The organism is Sphingomonas sp. SKA58, from assembly GCF_000153545.1.
Taxonomy (GTDB): domain Bacteria; phylum Pseudomonadota; class Alphaproteobacteria; order Sphingomonadales; family Sphingomonadaceae; genus Sphingobium; species Sphingobium soli.
The window spans coordinates 77,047-92,640 of record NZ_CH959307.1 but is presented as its reverse complement, the minus strand read 5'-3'; the positions used below and the strand labels follow the sequence as shown (position 1 = coordinate 92,640).

14 protein-coding genes and 1 pseudogene are annotated in these 15,594 nt (G+C 63.4%); 10 read left to right on the top strand and 5 right to left on the bottom strand.

The window, feature by feature from the left end:
* The 6 genes and pseudogenes from SKA58_RS09675 to SKA58_RS09650 all read left to right on the top strand — a co-directional run.
* Nucleotides 1-206 (top strand): annotated as a pseudogene (locus tag SKA58_RS09675) (PepSY-associated TM helix domain-containing protein); the annotation flags it as partial.
* A gap of 36 nt (nucleotides 207-242) precedes the next feature.
* Nucleotides 243-1,871, top strand: coding sequence for an NAD(P)/FAD-dependent oxidoreductase (locus SKA58_RS09670; protein WP_009822234.1), 1,629 nt, complete (start codon nucleotides 243-245; stop codon nucleotides 1,869-1,871).
* 115 nt (nucleotides 1,872-1,986) lie between these two features.
* Nucleotides 1,987-3,018: a phosphoribosylglycinamide synthetase gene (locus SKA58_RS09665; RefSeq protein ID WP_009822233.1), complete on the top strand. Its 1,032-nt coding sequence runs from the start codon at nucleotides 1,987-1,989 to the stop codon at nucleotides 3,016-3,018.
* Nucleotides 3,018-3,833, top strand: coding sequence for a nucleotidyltransferase family protein (locus tag SKA58_RS09660; protein ID WP_009822232.1), 816 nt, complete (start codon nucleotides 3,018-3,020; stop codon nucleotides 3,831-3,833). Before SKA58_RS09665 ends, SKA58_RS09660 begins: the two co-directional genes overlap by 1 nt.
* Nucleotides 3,834-3,836: 3 nt before the next feature.
* On the top strand, nucleotides 3,837-4,922 hold the full coding sequence (locus SKA58_RS09655; protein WP_009822231.1) for a sugar-transfer associated ATP-grasp domain-containing protein: 1,086 nt from the start codon (nucleotides 3,837-3,839) through the stop codon (nucleotides 4,920-4,922).
* On the top strand, nucleotides 4,901-6,031 hold the full coding sequence (locus SKA58_RS09650; RefSeq protein WP_009822230.1) for a glycosyltransferase: 1,131 nt from the start codon (nucleotides 4,901-4,903) through the stop codon (nucleotides 6,029-6,031). Before SKA58_RS09655 ends, SKA58_RS09650 begins: the two co-directional genes overlap by 22 nt.
* 16 nt (nucleotides 6,032-6,047) lie before the next feature.
* Here SKA58_RS09650 and SKA58_RS09645 read toward each other — a convergent pair whose 3' ends face one another.
* The gene (locus SKA58_RS09645) at nucleotides 6,048-6,839 is read right to left on the bottom strand and encodes a sulfite exporter TauE/SafE family protein (protein ID WP_009822229.1); all 792 of its coding nucleotides are present in this window, start codon (nucleotides 6,837-6,839) and stop codon (nucleotides 6,048-6,050) included.
* A 283-nt stretch (nucleotides 6,840-7,122) separates the two neighbouring features.
* Between SKA58_RS09645 and SKA58_RS09640 the strand changes: the two genes are divergently transcribed.
* Nucleotides 7,123-8,223, top strand: a complete 1,101-nt coding sequence (locus SKA58_RS09640; protein ID WP_332249832.1) for a mannose-1-phosphate guanylyltransferase/mannose-6-phosphate isomerase — start codon at nucleotides 7,123-7,125, stop codon at nucleotides 8,221-8,223.
* Between the two features lie 55 nt (nucleotides 8,224-8,278).
* On the opposite strand, the gene SKA58_RS09635 is transcribed toward SKA58_RS09640, so the two are convergent.
* The 4 genes from SKA58_RS09635 to SKA58_RS09620 form a co-directional block, all read right to left on the bottom strand.
* Nucleotides 8,279-9,451 (bottom strand): polysaccharide biosynthesis/export family protein, encoded by a 1,173-nt coding sequence (locus SKA58_RS09635; RefSeq protein ID WP_009822227.1) that lies wholly within the window; start codon nucleotides 9,449-9,451, stop codon nucleotides 8,279-8,281.
* 93 nt (nucleotides 9,452-9,544) lie between these two features.
* Nucleotides 9,545-10,444, bottom strand: a complete 900-nt coding sequence (locus SKA58_RS09630) for an NAD-dependent epimerase/dehydratase family protein (protein ID WP_009822226.1) — start codon at nucleotides 10,442-10,444, stop codon at nucleotides 9,545-9,547.
* 12 nt (nucleotides 10,445-10,456) lie between these two features.
* On the bottom strand, nucleotides 10,457-11,491 hold the full coding sequence (gene gmd / locus SKA58_RS09625; RefSeq protein WP_009822225.1) for a GDP-mannose 4,6-dehydratase: 1,035 nt from the start codon (nucleotides 11,489-11,491) through the stop codon (nucleotides 10,457-10,459).
* A 16-nt stretch (nucleotides 11,492-11,507) separates the two neighbouring features.
* The gene (locus SKA58_RS09620; RefSeq protein WP_009822224.1) at nucleotides 11,508-12,821 is read right to left on the bottom strand and encodes a UDP-glucose dehydrogenase family protein; all 1,314 of its coding nucleotides are present in this window, start codon (nucleotides 12,819-12,821) and stop codon (nucleotides 11,508-11,510) included.
* Nucleotides 12,822-13,097: 276 nt separating this feature from the next.
* On the opposite strand from SKA58_RS09620, the gene SKA58_RS09615 reads away from it, so the two are divergent.
* The 3 genes from SKA58_RS09615 to SKA58_RS09605 are packed head-to-tail and all read left to right on the top strand — an operon-like array spanning nucleotide 13,098 to nucleotide 15,564.
* The gene (locus SKA58_RS09615) at nucleotides 13,098-14,102 is read left to right on the top strand and encodes a hypothetical protein (protein ID WP_228222739.1); all 1,005 of its coding nucleotides are present in this window, start codon (nucleotides 13,098-13,100) and stop codon (nucleotides 14,100-14,102) included.
* Nucleotides 14,102-14,911, top strand: coding sequence for an ABC transporter permease (locus SKA58_RS09610; RefSeq protein ID WP_009822222.1), 810 nt, complete (start codon nucleotides 14,102-14,104; stop codon nucleotides 14,909-14,911). The genes SKA58_RS09615 and SKA58_RS09610 overlap by 1 nt, the downstream gene beginning before the upstream one ends.
* On the top strand, nucleotides 14,908-15,564 hold the full coding sequence (locus SKA58_RS09605; RefSeq protein WP_009822221.1) for an ABC transporter ATP-binding protein: 657 nt from the start codon (nucleotides 14,908-14,910) through the stop codon (nucleotides 15,562-15,564). Before SKA58_RS09610 ends, SKA58_RS09605 begins: the two co-directional genes overlap by 4 nt.
* The last annotated feature ends 30 nt before the right edge of the window (nucleotides 15,565-15,594 follow it).

Below are 15,594 nucleotides of genomic sequence, written 5' to 3'. Positions count from 1 at the left end.
TGCTGCTGTGCCTGACCGCGCCGGCGCTGTGGTGGAAGCGGCGGCGGGACGGGCGGCTCGGCGCGCCGCCGCCGGCAAGTGCGGGCGCGCGCCGGACAGTGGCGGTTCTGATGGTGGGGCTGGGCGCGCTCTTTCCCCTGACCGGCCTGTCGATGCTGGCCGCGCTCGCCGTGGAATGGCTGGCGGGGCGGCTTTCCCGCGCCTAGTTTTCTTTCAGGCCGGGAGCGATTAAGGGCTGCCCCATGATCCGACTGTCCGGCCTGAAACTGCCCCTCGACCATCCGGCCGAGGCGATGCCCGCCGCCATCTGTGCGCGCCTGAACATTCAGCCGCAGGAGTTGCGCGGTCATAATCTGGTCCGGCGCGGCAATGACGCGCGCCGTCGCAATGCGATCCAGCTGGTCTATACGCTCGACATCGATGTGGAAAACGAAGCCGCCGTGCTGGCGCGTTTCGCCAACGATCATGATGTGCGGCCGACGCCCGACACGCGCTATCATTTCGTCGCGCATCGACCCGATGGCTGGAGTGGCAAACGGCCTGTGGTGATCGGCGCGGGGCCGTGCGGGCTGTTTGCCGGCCTTATCCTTGCGCAGATGGGCTTCCGGCCGATCATCCTGGATCGCGGCAAGGTGGTGCGCGAGCGCACGAAGGATACGTGGGGCCTGTGGCGTCGCGGCGAACTCGACCCGGATTCCAACGTCCAGTTCGGGGAAGGCGGGGCCGGCACTTTTTCTGACGGCAAACTCTATTGCCGGGTCAAGGACCCGCGTTTTCTGGGCCGCAAGGTGCTAGAGGAATTTGTCGCCGCCGGTGCGCCCGACGACATATTATGGGAAGCGCATCCCCATATCGGCACATTCCGGCTCGTCTCGATGGTCGAATCCATGCGCCGCCAGATCGAAGGACTGGGCGGCGAATATCGCTGGCAGACGCGGGTCGATGACCTGCTGCTGGAACCGGACGGCGACGGTGCGCAGAAGCTGCGCGGCCTGATGCTGCATGACGGCAGCGCGATCGAAACCGATCATGTCGTCCTGGCGGTGGGCCACAGCGCGCGCCCGACATTCGAAATGCTGCATCGGCAGCGCGTCCATATGGAGGCCAAGCCCTTTTCCATCGGCGTGCGCATCGAACATCCGCAAAGCTGGATCGACCGCGCCCGCTACGGCCAATGCGCGGGCCACCCCGATCTGGGCGCGGCGGCATACAGCCTGGCGCATCATTGCGGCAATGGCCGCACGGTCTACAGCTTCTGCATGTGCCCGGGCGGCCGGGTCGTCGCCGCGACGTCGGAGGAAGGGCGCGTCGTCACCAACGGCATGAGCCAATATAGCCGTGCCGAATTCAACGCCAATTCGGGCCTGGTCGTCGGCATCGACCCGCAACGCGATTATCCTGGTGGGCCGCTGGCCGGCATCGATTTTCAGCGTCATTGGGAAAGCCAGGCCTTTCTGGCGGGCGGGTCGAGCTATTGGGCGCCGGGGCAGACGGTCGGCGATTTCCTGGCCGGGCGGCCATCCACGTCGCTGGGTTCGGTGGAGCCATCCTATAAGCCCGGTGTTACGCCAACGGACCTGGCGCAATGCCTGCCGCCCTTCGTCATCGAGGCGTTTCGCGAGGCGCTGCCTGTGTTCGGCCGGCAACTGGCGGGCTATGACCATGGCGACGCGGTCATGACGGGGGTGGAAACCCGCACATCGTCGCCCGTGCGCATCATGCGCGGCAAGGATTTTCAAAGCCTTAACGTCGCTGGCCTCTATCCGGCGGGCGAAGGCGCGGGCTATGCCGGCGGCATCCTGTCCGCCGCCATCGACGGCATCAAGGTCGCCGAAGCAGCGGCGCTGGCAATGGTGCGCGCAGCGCAGTGAACCTACAGCCTGACATATCCCTGGCATAAATTGTTCATGCCGGTGTCGTGCCATCGACGCGTGGTTGTCATGGGCGCGTCAAGCCGACGTCATGCGGACAGGCTAGGGATCGGCCATGGTAACGCATATCGATCGCTGCGTGCGTATTTCGCCTGCCGACAAGGCGCGACTGCGCATCCTCTTCCTTGCCAAGCATGCGCGCGCGTCGGGCACGCCCGATGCCGTGGATGGCAACCATGCCGTCTATCATCATGAAATGCGCACGACCCTGGAGGAGATCGGCCTCAATATCCGGGTCGCTGACAGTTATGAATCGCTGTTCGACCGGCCGGATGTGGATTTCGTCGTCACGCTGTTGAACCGGGGCGGCTTCCAGAATAGCGAGATGATGGCACCGCTGTTGCTCAGTTGGCGCGACATGCCGCATCTGGGGGCAAGCCCCATCCTGCGCGGCGTGTCGGACGATAAATATCTTAGCAAGATGATCGCCAGCGCCCATGGCGTGCTGACCATGCCGGCGCAGATATTCCGCCGTGGCGGCTTGCCCGCCGAGCCCGCTTTTCACGCGGAGCGGCTGGTGGTGAAGCCCAATGCGTCGTCGGCGTCCTGGGGGTTGGCCATGGTCGACAGCTGGACCGAAGCACGGACGCAAATCGACTATCTGCATGGGGAAGGCCATGACGTCCTGGTCGAAGCCTGGGCGCCCCTGCTCGACATCGCGGTCCCGGTCGTGGGCGGCAGCGGCGGCCAGCCCTGGATATTGCCGCCGATGATGTATGTGCCGGCCGATCCGCATCGCGCGCGCAGTCATGAAGAAAAGCGCGGCCTGATCGACGCGGGCGACGATCCGCTGGTGCTGGTCGAGGATCGCGCGCTGCTGGCGCAGCTGGAGGATATGACCCGCCGGCTGCTCTCGGACCTCTGGCCGTTCGACTATGGCCGGTTCGAATTCCGCTATGATCCCGTGACCGGCGCGGTGCAGTTCATGGAAGTCAATTTGTCCTGCAACCTGTGGTCGAAGAAGACCATATCCCGGTCGGCCCGCTCGATCGGCGTCGATCACGCGATGCTGGTCGAAACCATCATCGGCCACAGCCTGGAACGGCAGGGTTTGCTGACCGAAGCGCCGCTCAAGGTCGCGGCCTGATGCCGACGGACGGCAAGGCGACGGCGCTGGTGCTCGCGGGCAAGCGCGACGGCGCGACCGATCCGCTGGCACAGGCGGCGGACGTTACGCATAAATGCCTGGTCCCGGTGGCGGGGCAGCCCATGCTGGTGCATGTGATCGATGCGCTCGCGGCGAGCGAGCGGATCGGGCAGATCCGCGTCGCGATAGAGGAGCCTGCGGTTCTCCAGGATTTGCCGCAGCTGCGCGGGTTGATCGCGACCCGTCGGCTGATGCCCGTCGCGGCGCAGCCCAATCTGGTCGATTCGGTGCTTGCGGGGGCGCAGGGGGCAACTTTCCCGCTGCTCATCACCACGGCCGACAATGTCCTGCTGACGCCGGATTCGGTGGCGGAAATGATGGAAGGCTGCAAAGCGCAGGGTGCGGATGCCGCCGTCGCCTTCACCCGCCGCGATTTTGTTTTGGCCGCCCATCCGCAAGGGCAGCGCAAATTCTACCGCTTCGCGGACGACATCTATTCCAACTGCAACACCTATTGGCTGAAGAACGCCACTGCGCTGGCGGCGGCCGAAACATTCCGCAGCGGCGGTCAGTTCGTAAAGCATCCCGCGCGCATCATCGGCGCCTTCGGATTGCTGAATCTCATCCGCTTCCGCTTTGGCATCGGCACGCTGGCGGACACCTTCGCCCGCTTTTCGCGCCGCTTCCGCATGACGATCGCGCCGGTGATCCTGTCGGATGGCGCAGTGGCGATCGACGTTGACAATGCGCGGTCGCATGGCGTCGCCACGCAATTGCTGGAGCGACGCGCCGTCATCACGCAAGCGGCGGAATAGCCGTTGCTCACCATACGCGCGGTCCCGCCCCGGGACGACAACAGTCTGTTGGCGGCCTATCATGGCGGCCTGCGCGCGCATTGGGCGCGGTCCGAGCGGGCTTTGTCGCAAGGATTGGCGACGATGGGACGGGGCGGATGGAGCGCGGCCGAGCGGTTCCTCTTGCCCGCCCCGGTGCGCCAGTCGGGCCTGTCGATGCGCGACCGCAAAGGGCTGCATCGGCTGCTGAACCCGGCAGCCTTTCCCTTTGGTGGCAATCCTTTGAAGAACAAGCAACTTTTCGCCGCCAAGGCAGAGGGGGCCGGGCTGCTGATCCCCCCTTCATGCCCCGTTGTCGCGGGCAATCTGTCGGACTGGCTGGCGAGCGAAACCGACATCATCGCCAAGCCCAGTTTCCGGTCGAAGGGACAAGGGGTGGAGCGCTATCAGCGCGAAGGCCAGGGCTGGCGCGGTCCGTCAGGGGCGGTCGGCGACACAGAGTTGCGCGCGCGTCTCCTGGACCTGTGGCGCAAGGGTGGCGTGATTCAGCGTCGGCTGCCGACGCATGAAAGCCTCGCCCCGCTATCGCCTGGCGCGCTTCCCACATTGCGGGTCGTCACGTGCCTGGACGAAGGCGGCTTGCCCGAAGCGTGCGACCTGGCTTTGCGCCTGTCGGCTGGCGGACAGCGCCCTGTGGACAATTTCAATGCCGGCAATCTCGTTCTGGGGATTGATGAACAAGGCTATTGCGGGGTGGCATGGCGCAGCGCCGGAGGTCGACCCGACGCCCTGGCGCGACATCCCGCCACGGGGGCGAAGATCATGGGGGCCGCCGTCCCCGACCTGGGAGAAGCGATTGCGCTGGCGGTGCGCGCCCATCGCGCCTTTGCCGACTTTACCGTCATCGGATGGGATGTGGGCCTGACATGCGCGGGCCCTGTGCTGGTAGAGGGAAATTGGAATCCCGGAACGGACATCCTGCAACTCGTCAGCGGGCGGGGACTATCGGACACGCGGCTGGGCGACCTGTACCGCCATCATCTGGCGCATGTGCCGGTCGAACGCTGGCAGGGCGCGCAGGTGGTGGAATGGGACCGGCGCGGCCGTTGATCTGTATCTATGTGCATGCGCTGGTCGCGACGGGAGTCGTGCGTAATGCGCGCCTGATTGCCGCCGATCTGGCGCTGGCTGGTCATAACGTGCAACTGGTCACGGCTTTGCCGGGCGGGGAGGGCGCTGCCGGAGTCCCGCATCATGCCCTGTTGCCAGGCGTCGGCCATTCTCGTCTGCGGGAAAAGGCCGACGCGGTGATCGCGCTTCACCGGCATTTGCGCGCGCATCGACCGCGGCTTTTGATTTCGGCGGGCAATCATGGGCATGGGACGGTCTGGGCCGCGAGCCGCGGGATGTGCGGCGTCAAACGGCTCTATCGCATCAGCAACGACATCATGCGCGCCATCTCGACCGCGCCGTCGGGGCGGTGGAAGCGGACCGGTCGGGTAGGCATGGCACGCCTGATCGCCGCCGATGCCGCGCATCTGGTTCTCGTGTCGCCGACCTTATCCGACACCCCGGCCTTCGACCTCGCCCGCCGCTCAGGGCGGGTCACTGTCATTGCCAATGGCATCGACCGGGCGTCGGCGCAGGCCCGCATCGGCGATGCCGCGCCGCATCCCTGGCTGGGTGGCGACAGGCCCGTCCTTCTCGCCATAGGCAGACTGGCGCCACAAAAGAATTTCCACACCTTGCTGCGCGCCTTCGCGCTGCTGCGCGGGCACATGCCCGCGCGGCTCATCATTCTGGGCGAAAGCCGCGACGACGCCCGCGCACGATTGATGGCGCAGGGCCAGGACCTGGGTATCGCCGATGACCTAGCCTTGCCCGGCACGGTGGCGAACGTCTTCCCCTGGTTGGCGCGCTGCGACGCGTTCGTGCTTCCGTCCTGGTGGGAAGGATCGGCGAATGTGCTGCTGGAGGCGATGGCGGTGGGCGCGCCCTGCGTCGCATCGATCAGCGCGGGCAATGCTGCGCATTTGCTCGATGACGGGCGCTATGGTCGGCTTGTCGATCCAGGGGATGCGCCGGCAATGGCGATCGCCATGGCACAGCAACTCGATCGGGAAACAAGATTATATCCCGGCGACCGCATTGACGCCTTCGGCATGGACGCGGTCACGCGATCCTGGCGGGATGTGGTGGCCCGGTTGCTGGGGACTTAAAGCCGGCGTCTGCTGGTCAGCCCAGCAAGCGCCAGCCGGCAATGACGAGGACGCAAGCAAGCAAGGGCTGCAACATCTTTTCCGGCACCTTGGACGCCAGCATCGATCCGATGATGATGCCGGGGATCGAGCCTGCCAGCAGGTTGAGCAGCAGCAACAGGTTGAAATTGCCGATGAACAAATGCCCCAGGCCCGCCACCAGCGTCAATGGCACGGCATGGACGATGTCGGTCGCGATCAGCTTCTGCAATCGCATTCGCAGCGGATAGAGCGCCAGCAACAGCGTCGCGCCCAGCGCCCCAGCGCCCACGGACGTCAGCGTGACCATCGCGCCCAGCAGGGCGCCGGCCGCCACGGTGAGGCCGGCCTGATAGCGCAGGAAATTGTGCGCGGTATCCTTGCGCGCATGGACCGCCATGTGGTGGAACCGGCCCCGGAACAGGGTAGCGACGGCCGTGAGGATCAGCACCACCCCCAGCGCGTTCATGATGAGCCCGCCCTTGATCTGCTGCGCGTCGATCTGCGACAGAAAGATCAGGACGATGACGGCGGCGGGCAGGCTGCCCAGGCACAGGCGCTTGATGACTTCATAATCGGGCCGGCCTTCGGCGCCGCCATGATGATGGTGGACGAACCCGCCCACGGATTTGGTGATTGCCGCGAACCACAGGTCCGTGCCCACCGCCGTCGTTGGCGACACGCCGAACAGCAGGATCAGGATCGGCGCCATCAGCGATCCGCCGCCAACGCCCGTCATGCCCACCATGACACCGACGAACAGCCCCGCGATCGCGTGCAACCAATCCATTCAAATCCCCCACTTGCAGGCCCGCGAGGCGGACCGCTTTGGCCCGACATATCGGTACAGTGCAGGCGCGAACAGCCTTTTTTAGCGGTTCATCGCGATCGGGGCGGTATTGGTCCCGGGGCCAGACCGCCCCCATCGCCAAAGCGAGAGGAAAAAGACAGCCTTCGCCCGCCATGGATTGCATCGACCCCTGCCGCTTCATAGACAGGGCCGCATCGATGCGGATTTATTTACGCCTTTCATGCTAGCGCAGCGACATGTCGTACGTCGTCATCAGGGATTTTTGACCATTTCTTCCTCTTCTTCTTCGACCACCATCTATCCGGTCATTTTGTCGGGCGGCGCGGGCACGCGGTTGTGGCCGGCGTCGCATGCCGCCTGCCCAAAGCAGTTCATGCCGCTCGTCGGGGATCGTTCGATGTTGCAGGAAACCATTGAGCGAACCTATGATCTGCCGGGCTTTGAAAAGCCGCTGATCGTGTCGAGCGGGGCGCAAGGGCCGCTGGTGCAGCAACAGCTTGCCGACGGGGGGTACAGCACGGCGGCGATCCTGCTGGAGCCCGAAGGTCGCAATACCGCGCCCGCCATCGCCATTGCAGCAGCCTGGATCGCTGCGCGCGATCCCGCGGCGCTGATGCTCGTGATGCCGTCGGACCATGTGATCGCCAATGTTACAGCGTTTCGGGGCGCCGTCGCGTCGGCGCTGGGGGCGGCGCGCGATGGCAGGTTGGTGACGTTCGGCATCCAGCCGCATTATCCCGAAACGGGCTATGGCTATATCCGCAAGGGCGATGTGATCGACGCCGCCAATGATATTCACGCGGTCGCCGAATTTGTGGAAAAGCCCCCATTGGCGCGGGCCGAGGCCTATCTGGCCGATGGACGCCATTACTGGAACGGCGGCATCTTCCTGTTCCGCGCCGGCGTACTGCTGGACGAACTGGACCAGCATGTGCCCGCCGTGCGCGCGGCTGCGGTCGACGCGATGGCGCAGGCGACAATGCAGGACGGATTTGTCCTGCCGGGCAAGGCGGAATTTAGCGCCAGCCCCAATGTCTCGATCGACGTGGCCGTGATGGAACGGACCGATCATGCGGCGGTCGTGCCCGTCGACATGGGGTGGTCCGATGTCGGCTCCTGGAACGCCTTATGGGCGGTGCGTGATCGCGACCCGAAAGGTAATGCGGTGAAGGGCGAGGCCGTTACCGTCGATGGCGCAGGCAACCTCATCTATGTCGATGGCGGCCCGCCGGTCGCTACCCTTGGCATGCGCGATTGCGTCGTCGTATCGACGGCGCAGGGCGTGCTGGTGATGCCGCGCGACCGATCGCAGGACGTCAGGGGCGTTGTCGAACAGATGAAGGCGGCCGGACTGACGCCCTGACGGCAAAGGGTGACGGGCCGGGGCGAACAACCTTGCTCGCCCCGGCCAGATCCGATCAGCGGTTAATGGCGTTGTCGATGGCGACCAGCGGCAGGACCGTCGACGCGAACAGGCTGAAGACGCGCTGGGCTTCTGCAACCGGATTGGTTGAGATATACAACACATCCTTGTCCTGAATCAGGAATTTCTGCATCACGAAATAGGTGCCGGGGTCGCGCATATCCACGCGGTAGATGACCGGAATACGCCCGTCAGGACCGGGCATCACATCCGCCCCGCGATCAGGCACCAGCGCGGGGTCTTCCCAACGGAACAGGAACACGCCTTTCGCGTCCGCACGACCATCCTGCAAGCCACCGATGCGACCCATCGCCTGCGCCAGCGTGATGCCGGTCGCCTCGAAATTCAGTTCCTGGCTCTTGCTCGCCGAACCGAGTGCTGTGAAGCTGTAAGGCTGATACAGCGCCGTCACGATGTCGCCCGATCTCAGCACGACATTCTGGCTAGGGTCGCCGATCACCGCCGACATCGGCATCATATAGACCTGCCCGTCGCGGCTGACCTGAATGGCGGTTTTTTCCGACGCAGCCTTGGTGCCGCCGCTGGCTGCGATTGCGTCCAGGATGCGCTCGCCCTTGGGGGTGAGCGGCATGCGCGTGCTTTGGTTGACGTCGCCGACGACGGACACATTGGCGCTTTGATTGCGCAACAAGCGGACGGCGACCTGCGGCAGATGCGCCTTGCCGCGCAGACGCTGCGTGATGTCCCGCTCGATGGCGTCCAGCGTGCGGCCCGCAACCGGCACCATGCCCGCGAAGGGAACTGAAATCTCGCCGGACTGCCCGACGACGAATTCGGGAAGCGCGGTGGCCCGGCTTGTATCGACCGAACTCATTTGCGGGTTGGAGCTGAACAGCACGGCGGGCGGCGCCTCCCAGATGCTGACAGTCAGCACGTCGCCTGGCCCGACGGTTTCCCCGACCGCCTGCGACGAACCCAGGCCGGTCGCAAAGTCGCGCATTGCGGGCCTTGGCCGCGCGGCGATCATCTGTTCGTTCAGGTGAATGACCTGGATGCCCTGGACGGACGCCTTGCCTGCCTCACCGGCTTTCGCAACGCGCTGCGTGCTGGGCCCGACGGACGTGCAGGCGGCGGTCGCCAGCAATGCGGCCATCAGGCTGAGGCGGGGAAGGCGTGTGCCAATCCGGCGATACGACAAGCGGGTCATCAAGTCTCCTAGCGCCCGAACGGGCCACAAAAATTCAAACATCAGCCAGTGTCGGGTTGCAAGACATTACCGACCGGCTGCGATCCTGTCACCTCATGCCGTCAGCATCCACTGCAGCGTTTCATCCAGTGGCACGCGCGCCAGCGGGCCGATTACGGCTTCGATCCGGGCCGCGTCACCGCACAGGCTCTTGACCTCGTCGGCGCGAACGAAGGCTGGGTTGACTCGCACCGCGAAATCATGACCCGATAATCGGCGGATACTGTCCAGAAGCTGACCAAGGCTGGTCGCCTCGCCCGAACAGACATTGAATGTCCCGCCGATCGCAGCCGGCTCCTCGATCAGCCGGGCATAAGCATCGACCACCATGCGGACATCGGAAAAATCGCGCGCCACGTCCAGATTGCCCAGTTCGATAGCGGGTGCGTGGTGCCGGACATGATCGACGATCTTGGGAATAAGGAAGCTGGGCGATTGTCCAACGCCGGTATAGTTGAACGGGCGGGTGACGATGATCGGCAGTCGCCGTTCAAACAGGCGGCAGATCATCTCGCCGGCTGCTTTCGTCACGCCATAATCATTGGCGGGGGCAGGGGGCACGTCTTCGCTCAAGCGGCCCGGCCTGCCATTGCCGTAGATATTCGCGCTGCTCGCCACCAGAATGGATCGGGGCTGGCGGTCGAGGCAGTTGGCGGCTCCCAGCAGGTTGCGCAGGCCGACGATGTTGCTCTGATACATGTCGGCCAGATCGTCATGCGCGACGAAGGCGATCGCGGCCAGATGGATGATGTGATCGGGCTGCACCCGACGCATGATGGCGTGCAGGCCTGTCGCGTCGGTCAGGTCGCAGACATGGCTCTCAGCGACGCCCGCTTCCGCCAGAGCAGTCGGCTCGCGCAACAGCGCCACCACGCGATGGCCGCCATTGGCCAGCCGCCGCGTCAGATAGCGGCCGGTAAAGCCCGCCGCGCCTGTGATGAGGGTGGTGGTCATGACCGCCTCCGTTCAGAAACTGACGCCGGCCTCGTTACGGCGCAGGTCGGCCTGCACCATCATCTCGCACAGCGTTTCAAGCGAGGTTTGCGGCGCCCATCCCAGCTTTTCCCTCGCATAGCTCGCATCGCCGATCAGCAGATCGACTTCTGCCGGGCGATAGAAGCGCGGGTCGATGCGCATCACGGTTTCGCCGCTGGCCGCATCGAAGCCGATTTCCGCTTCGCCCTCGCCGGAAAAGACGATGTCCCGTCCCACCGCCTTGAATGCGAGTTGCACGAAATCACGCACCGTTTCGGTTCGTCCCGTCGCCAGCACATAGGTGTCCGGCTCGTCCGCCTGCATCATGCGCCACATGCCCTCGACATATTCGCGGGCAAAACCCCAGTCGCGCCTGGCATCGATGTTGCCCAGCATCAGGCAATCGAGCTGCCCCAGCGCGATCTTGGCGACGGTGTCGGTGATCTTGCGGGTGACGAATTCGCGTCCGCGCAACGGGCTTTCATGATTGAACAATATGCCGCTGCACCCGAAAATGCCGTAGCTTTCGCGATAGTTGACCGTGCTCCAATGCGCATAGAGTTTCGACACGCCATAGGGGCTGCGGGGCCAGAATGGGGTCGCTTCATTCTGCGGCATGCTTTGCACCTTGCCGAACATCTCGGACGTGCTGGCTTGATAAAATCGGATCGTCGGATCGACGATGCGGATGGCTTCCAGCAGATTGAGCGGACCGATGCCGGTGATCTGCGCGGTGGTCAGCGGTTGGTCGAACGACACGCCCACAAAGCTTTGCGCCGCCAGGTTATAGACTTCGCGTGCTTGCGATTGCTGGAGCAGACGGATGGAGGAGGACAAGTCGGTCAAATCATATTCGACCAGCCGCAATTCCGGATGGTCGGCAATGCCCAGTTCCTCGATCCGCCACAGATTGACCGAACTGCTCCTGCGGAACGTGCCGTAAACCCGGTAGCCCTTGTCCAGCAGCAGTTGCGCCAGATAGGCCCCGTCCTGGCCGGTAATGCCGGTGATGATCGCGTTTTTCATATGCCCGTCAGCCGGTTCAGCTGCCCATGCCGCCGACGCGGGTGAGGGTGAAGCCGGCGTCCTGGGCTTCGGCGAGGGGGTAGATGTTGCGCAAGTCGATGAGCGCCTTGCCAGCCATGGCGGCGGCGATGCGTTTCAGGTCCAGCGCGCGGAAAATGTCCCATTCGGTGACCAGCACCAGCGCGTCGGCGCCGTCGGCTGCCTCATAGGCGTCGCTCGCCATCGTGACGGATGGCATCATCGGCGCGGCGACCTCCATGCCTTCGGGATCATAGGCGACGATGGTCGCGCCGGCATCCTCCAGCGCCTGGACGATGGCGAGGCTGGGGGCGTCGCGCATGTCGTCGGTGTTGGGTTTGAAGGTGAGGCCCAAAAGCGCGACTTTCTTGCCGCGCGCGTCGCCGCCCAGGGCCTTGACGATCTTGCGGCCCATGGCGCGCTTGCGCAGGTCGTTGACCTGCACCACCGTTTCCACGATGCGGATCGGCGCGTCATGATCCTGGCCCGTCTTGACCAGCGCGAGCGTATCCTTGGGGAAGCAGGAGCCGCCATAGCCGGGGCCGGCATGCAGGAACTTGCCGCCGATGCGGTTATCAAGGCCGATGCCGCGCGACACGTCCTGCACTTCCGCGCCCACCGCCTCGCACAGGTCCGCCATCTCGTTGATGAAGGTGATCTTGGTCGCGAGGAAGGCGTTGGCGGCATATTTGATGAGTTCGGCGGTGCGGCGGCCGGTGAACATCAGCGGCGCCTGGTTGAGGTTGAGCGGTCGGTAGACCTGGCTCATCACCGCGATCGCGCGCTCAGAGCCGGTGGTGCCCACGACGACGCGGTCGGGCCGCTTGAAGTCGCCGATCGCCGCGCCTTCGCGTAGGAATTCGGGGTTGGAGACGCACTGGATGTCGAGGTCAGGGCGCAGTTCGCGCGCGATCCGCTCGACCTCGTCACCGGTGCCCACGGGCACGGTCGACTTGGTGACGATGACGGCAGGGCCATCGAGCGCGCCGACGATTTCCCGCGCCGCAGCATAGACATAGGAAAGATCGGCATGGCCATCGCCCCGGCGCGAAGGCGTGCCGACCGCGATGAAGATCGCGTCCGCGCCCTTGACCCCGGCGGCAAGGTCGGTGGTGAAGGTCAGGCGACCGGCCGCCGCGTTGCTGCCCACCAGCTGGTCAAGCCCCGGCTCGAAAATCGGCATGCGGCCGGATTCGATCGCTGCGATCTTGCCCGCATCCTTGTCGACGCACACAACGTCATGCCCGAAATCCGCAAAACAGGCCCCCGACACAAGGCCTACATAACCCGTGCCGATCATCGTGATTTTCATAAAGCCGCACAGCCCCTGCTGTAGGAAGGAGCGCTCGCCCTAGCACGCCCTTTGCGGATTACAAACAAGGAGTGGGGAGGCCAAAGAGGCCAAGGACGCCGTCTCTGTGCCGCGATGCAATAGGCTGGACTTTGCCGGATGCCACTCCTAACACAAGCCCAAACTATGGGCTGACGAGTGCCAATGCTAAAAATTCCTGATCGCGTCGGGCGCGTACCGACTCTCTTTATCGCTTCGGTCCTGATTCCTACGGCGATTGCCGCCCTATATTATGGTTTGAGCTCCGACCTTTATATCTCTGAATCGCATTTCGTTGTGCAGAACGCGGAAAAGAGCGAACCTTCCAGCTTGGGAGCGCTGATCAAGTCCGGCGGTAATTCCAGCAATGAGGGCTATGCCACGCGCGACTATATCCTGTCGCGGGACGCCCTTGCGAAACTCAATCGCGACGGTCTGGTGACCAGAGCCTATGGCAATGATTCTATTTCCGTCCTGAACCGTTTCGACCCTTGGCGGTCGGGCGTGTCGCGCGATCGGTTGTTCAATTTCTACACCAAGAAGATCGAAGTCGCCTATGATGCGGGTGCTTCGATCACAACGCTGAAAGTGCGCGCCTTTGCCCCGAAGGACGCGTATGAAATCAACCGCCGGTTGCTCGCCCAAGCCGAAACGCTGGTCAATGATCTGAACCAGCGGTCACGCGCCGACCTTATCAGCTATGCGTCGAAGGAACTGGAAGAGGCCAAGGCGGCTGCGCGCAAGGCCGCGCTCGCCCTTTCCCAATATCGCAATCAGGAAGGCGTGGTCGATCCTGAACAGCAGGCGACCGTCCAATTGCAGATGATTTCCAAGCTGCAGGATGAAATGATCTCGACCAAAACGCAGTTGGTCCAGCTGCGCGCCTTCACGCCGCAGAATCCGCAAATTCCGATTCTTCAAACCCGCGTGCGCGAATTGAGCCGGGAAATTGACCAGCAGGTTGGTCTGGTGGCCGGCAACCAGAAATCGCTGGCCGCCACGGCGGCGCAATATCAGCGGCTGCAACTTGAAAGCCAGCTCGCCGACAAGGTGTTGGCGGCGGCGATCACGTCGTTGCAGGATGCGCGGAACGAGGCGCGTCGCAAGCGCGCCTATGTCGAGCGTATTGTGGAACCCAATATCCCGGATTATCCCACCGAACCGCATCGTATGCGCGCCATTCTGGGCGTATTCGCCGTCGGCATGGTCGTGTGGGCGGTGCTGTCGATGCTGGTCAGCGGTATCAAGGAACATAAGGACTGATGGACGGGAATGGTCCGGAGGTGCCGCGCACCAGCTTCGCGCACTCCTTCGCGATTCAGCGGCGGGTCATCCATGCGCTCATCCTACGTGAGGTCATCACACGCTTTGGCCGTCACAATATCGGCTTTTTGTGGCTGTTCGTCGAGCCGATGATCTTCACGGTCGGCGTGACGCTGATCTGGAGCGCGTTAAAGGCCGTTCATGGATCCAGCCTGACAATCGCCGCATTTGCGGTGACCGGCTATTCCAGCGTGCTGGTCTGGCGAAACATGCCATCGCGGCTGGTGGATTCGATCGAGCCCAATTTGTCGCTGATGTATCACCGCAATGTGAAGATCTTCGACATATTCGCCTCACGCCTGTTGTTGGAAGGGGTCAGCGTCGCGACGTCCTTCCTGGTGTTGACGATCATTTTTGCCGCGATCGGTTGGCTCAGTTTGCCGGAGGACCCCCTCAAAGTCGTCGGCGGATGGTTGATGCTGGCCTGGTGGGGTTGCGCGCTCGGCATGTTCGTCGGCGCGCTGTCACACCGATCCGAACTGGTCGATAAATTCTGGCACCCGATGCAATATCTTTTGTTTCCACTGTCAGGATCTGGATTTTTGGTAGACGCGTTGCCGCCCGAGTTCCGCGAATGGGTGCTGTTGCTGCCAATGGTTCATGGCGTCGAATGTGTGAGGGACGGATTTTTCGGGTCCGAGTTTGTTGCGCATTACGACTTGGGTTATATGGCGACAGTCAATCTGGTATTCACCTTGCTCGGTCTGGTCGAAATCCGCCGCGCGAGCCGCAATCTGGTGCCCGCATGATCCGTCTGGAAAATATCAGCAAGGCGTATCGCACGCGTACGGGCCGGCATTGGGTCTTCAAGGATGTGGGCTTCACGATCAACCGTGGCGAAAAAATCGGCATTTTGGGTCGTAACGGCGCTGGGAAGTCCACACTCATCCGGTTGATAGGTGGTATCGAACAGCCTACCGGCGGTCGGATCGTGGGCGACATGTCGATATCCTGGCCGCTCGCCTTTTCCGGTGCATTTCAGCATTCGCTGACTGGTCTGGATAATCTGAAGTTTATTTGCCGTGTCTATAACAAGGATCCGGAAGAGGCCGAACAGGCGGTGGAGGAATTCGCCGAGCTGGGCCGATATCTCAAGGAGCCGATCAAGACCTATTCTGCCGGTATGCGTGCGCGATTGGGTTTCGGCATTTCCCTCGCGGTCGACTTCGATTGCTTTTTGATCGATGAGATCGTGGCGGTGGGCGACAAGCGTTTTCAGGAAAAATGCTACAACGAACTGTTCGTCAAGCGGAAGGACCGTGCGATGATCATCGTGTCGCACAACGATAATTTTGTGCGCGATCGTTGCGACCGCGCCGCCGTCCTGGCGCGCAGCACATTGACCGAATTTGACGACATGGACGAGGCCTTTGCCTTCTACCAGGCCAACGCTACCGGATGAAATGGTCGGTTTGGCGGTTGAGGCGGCCGA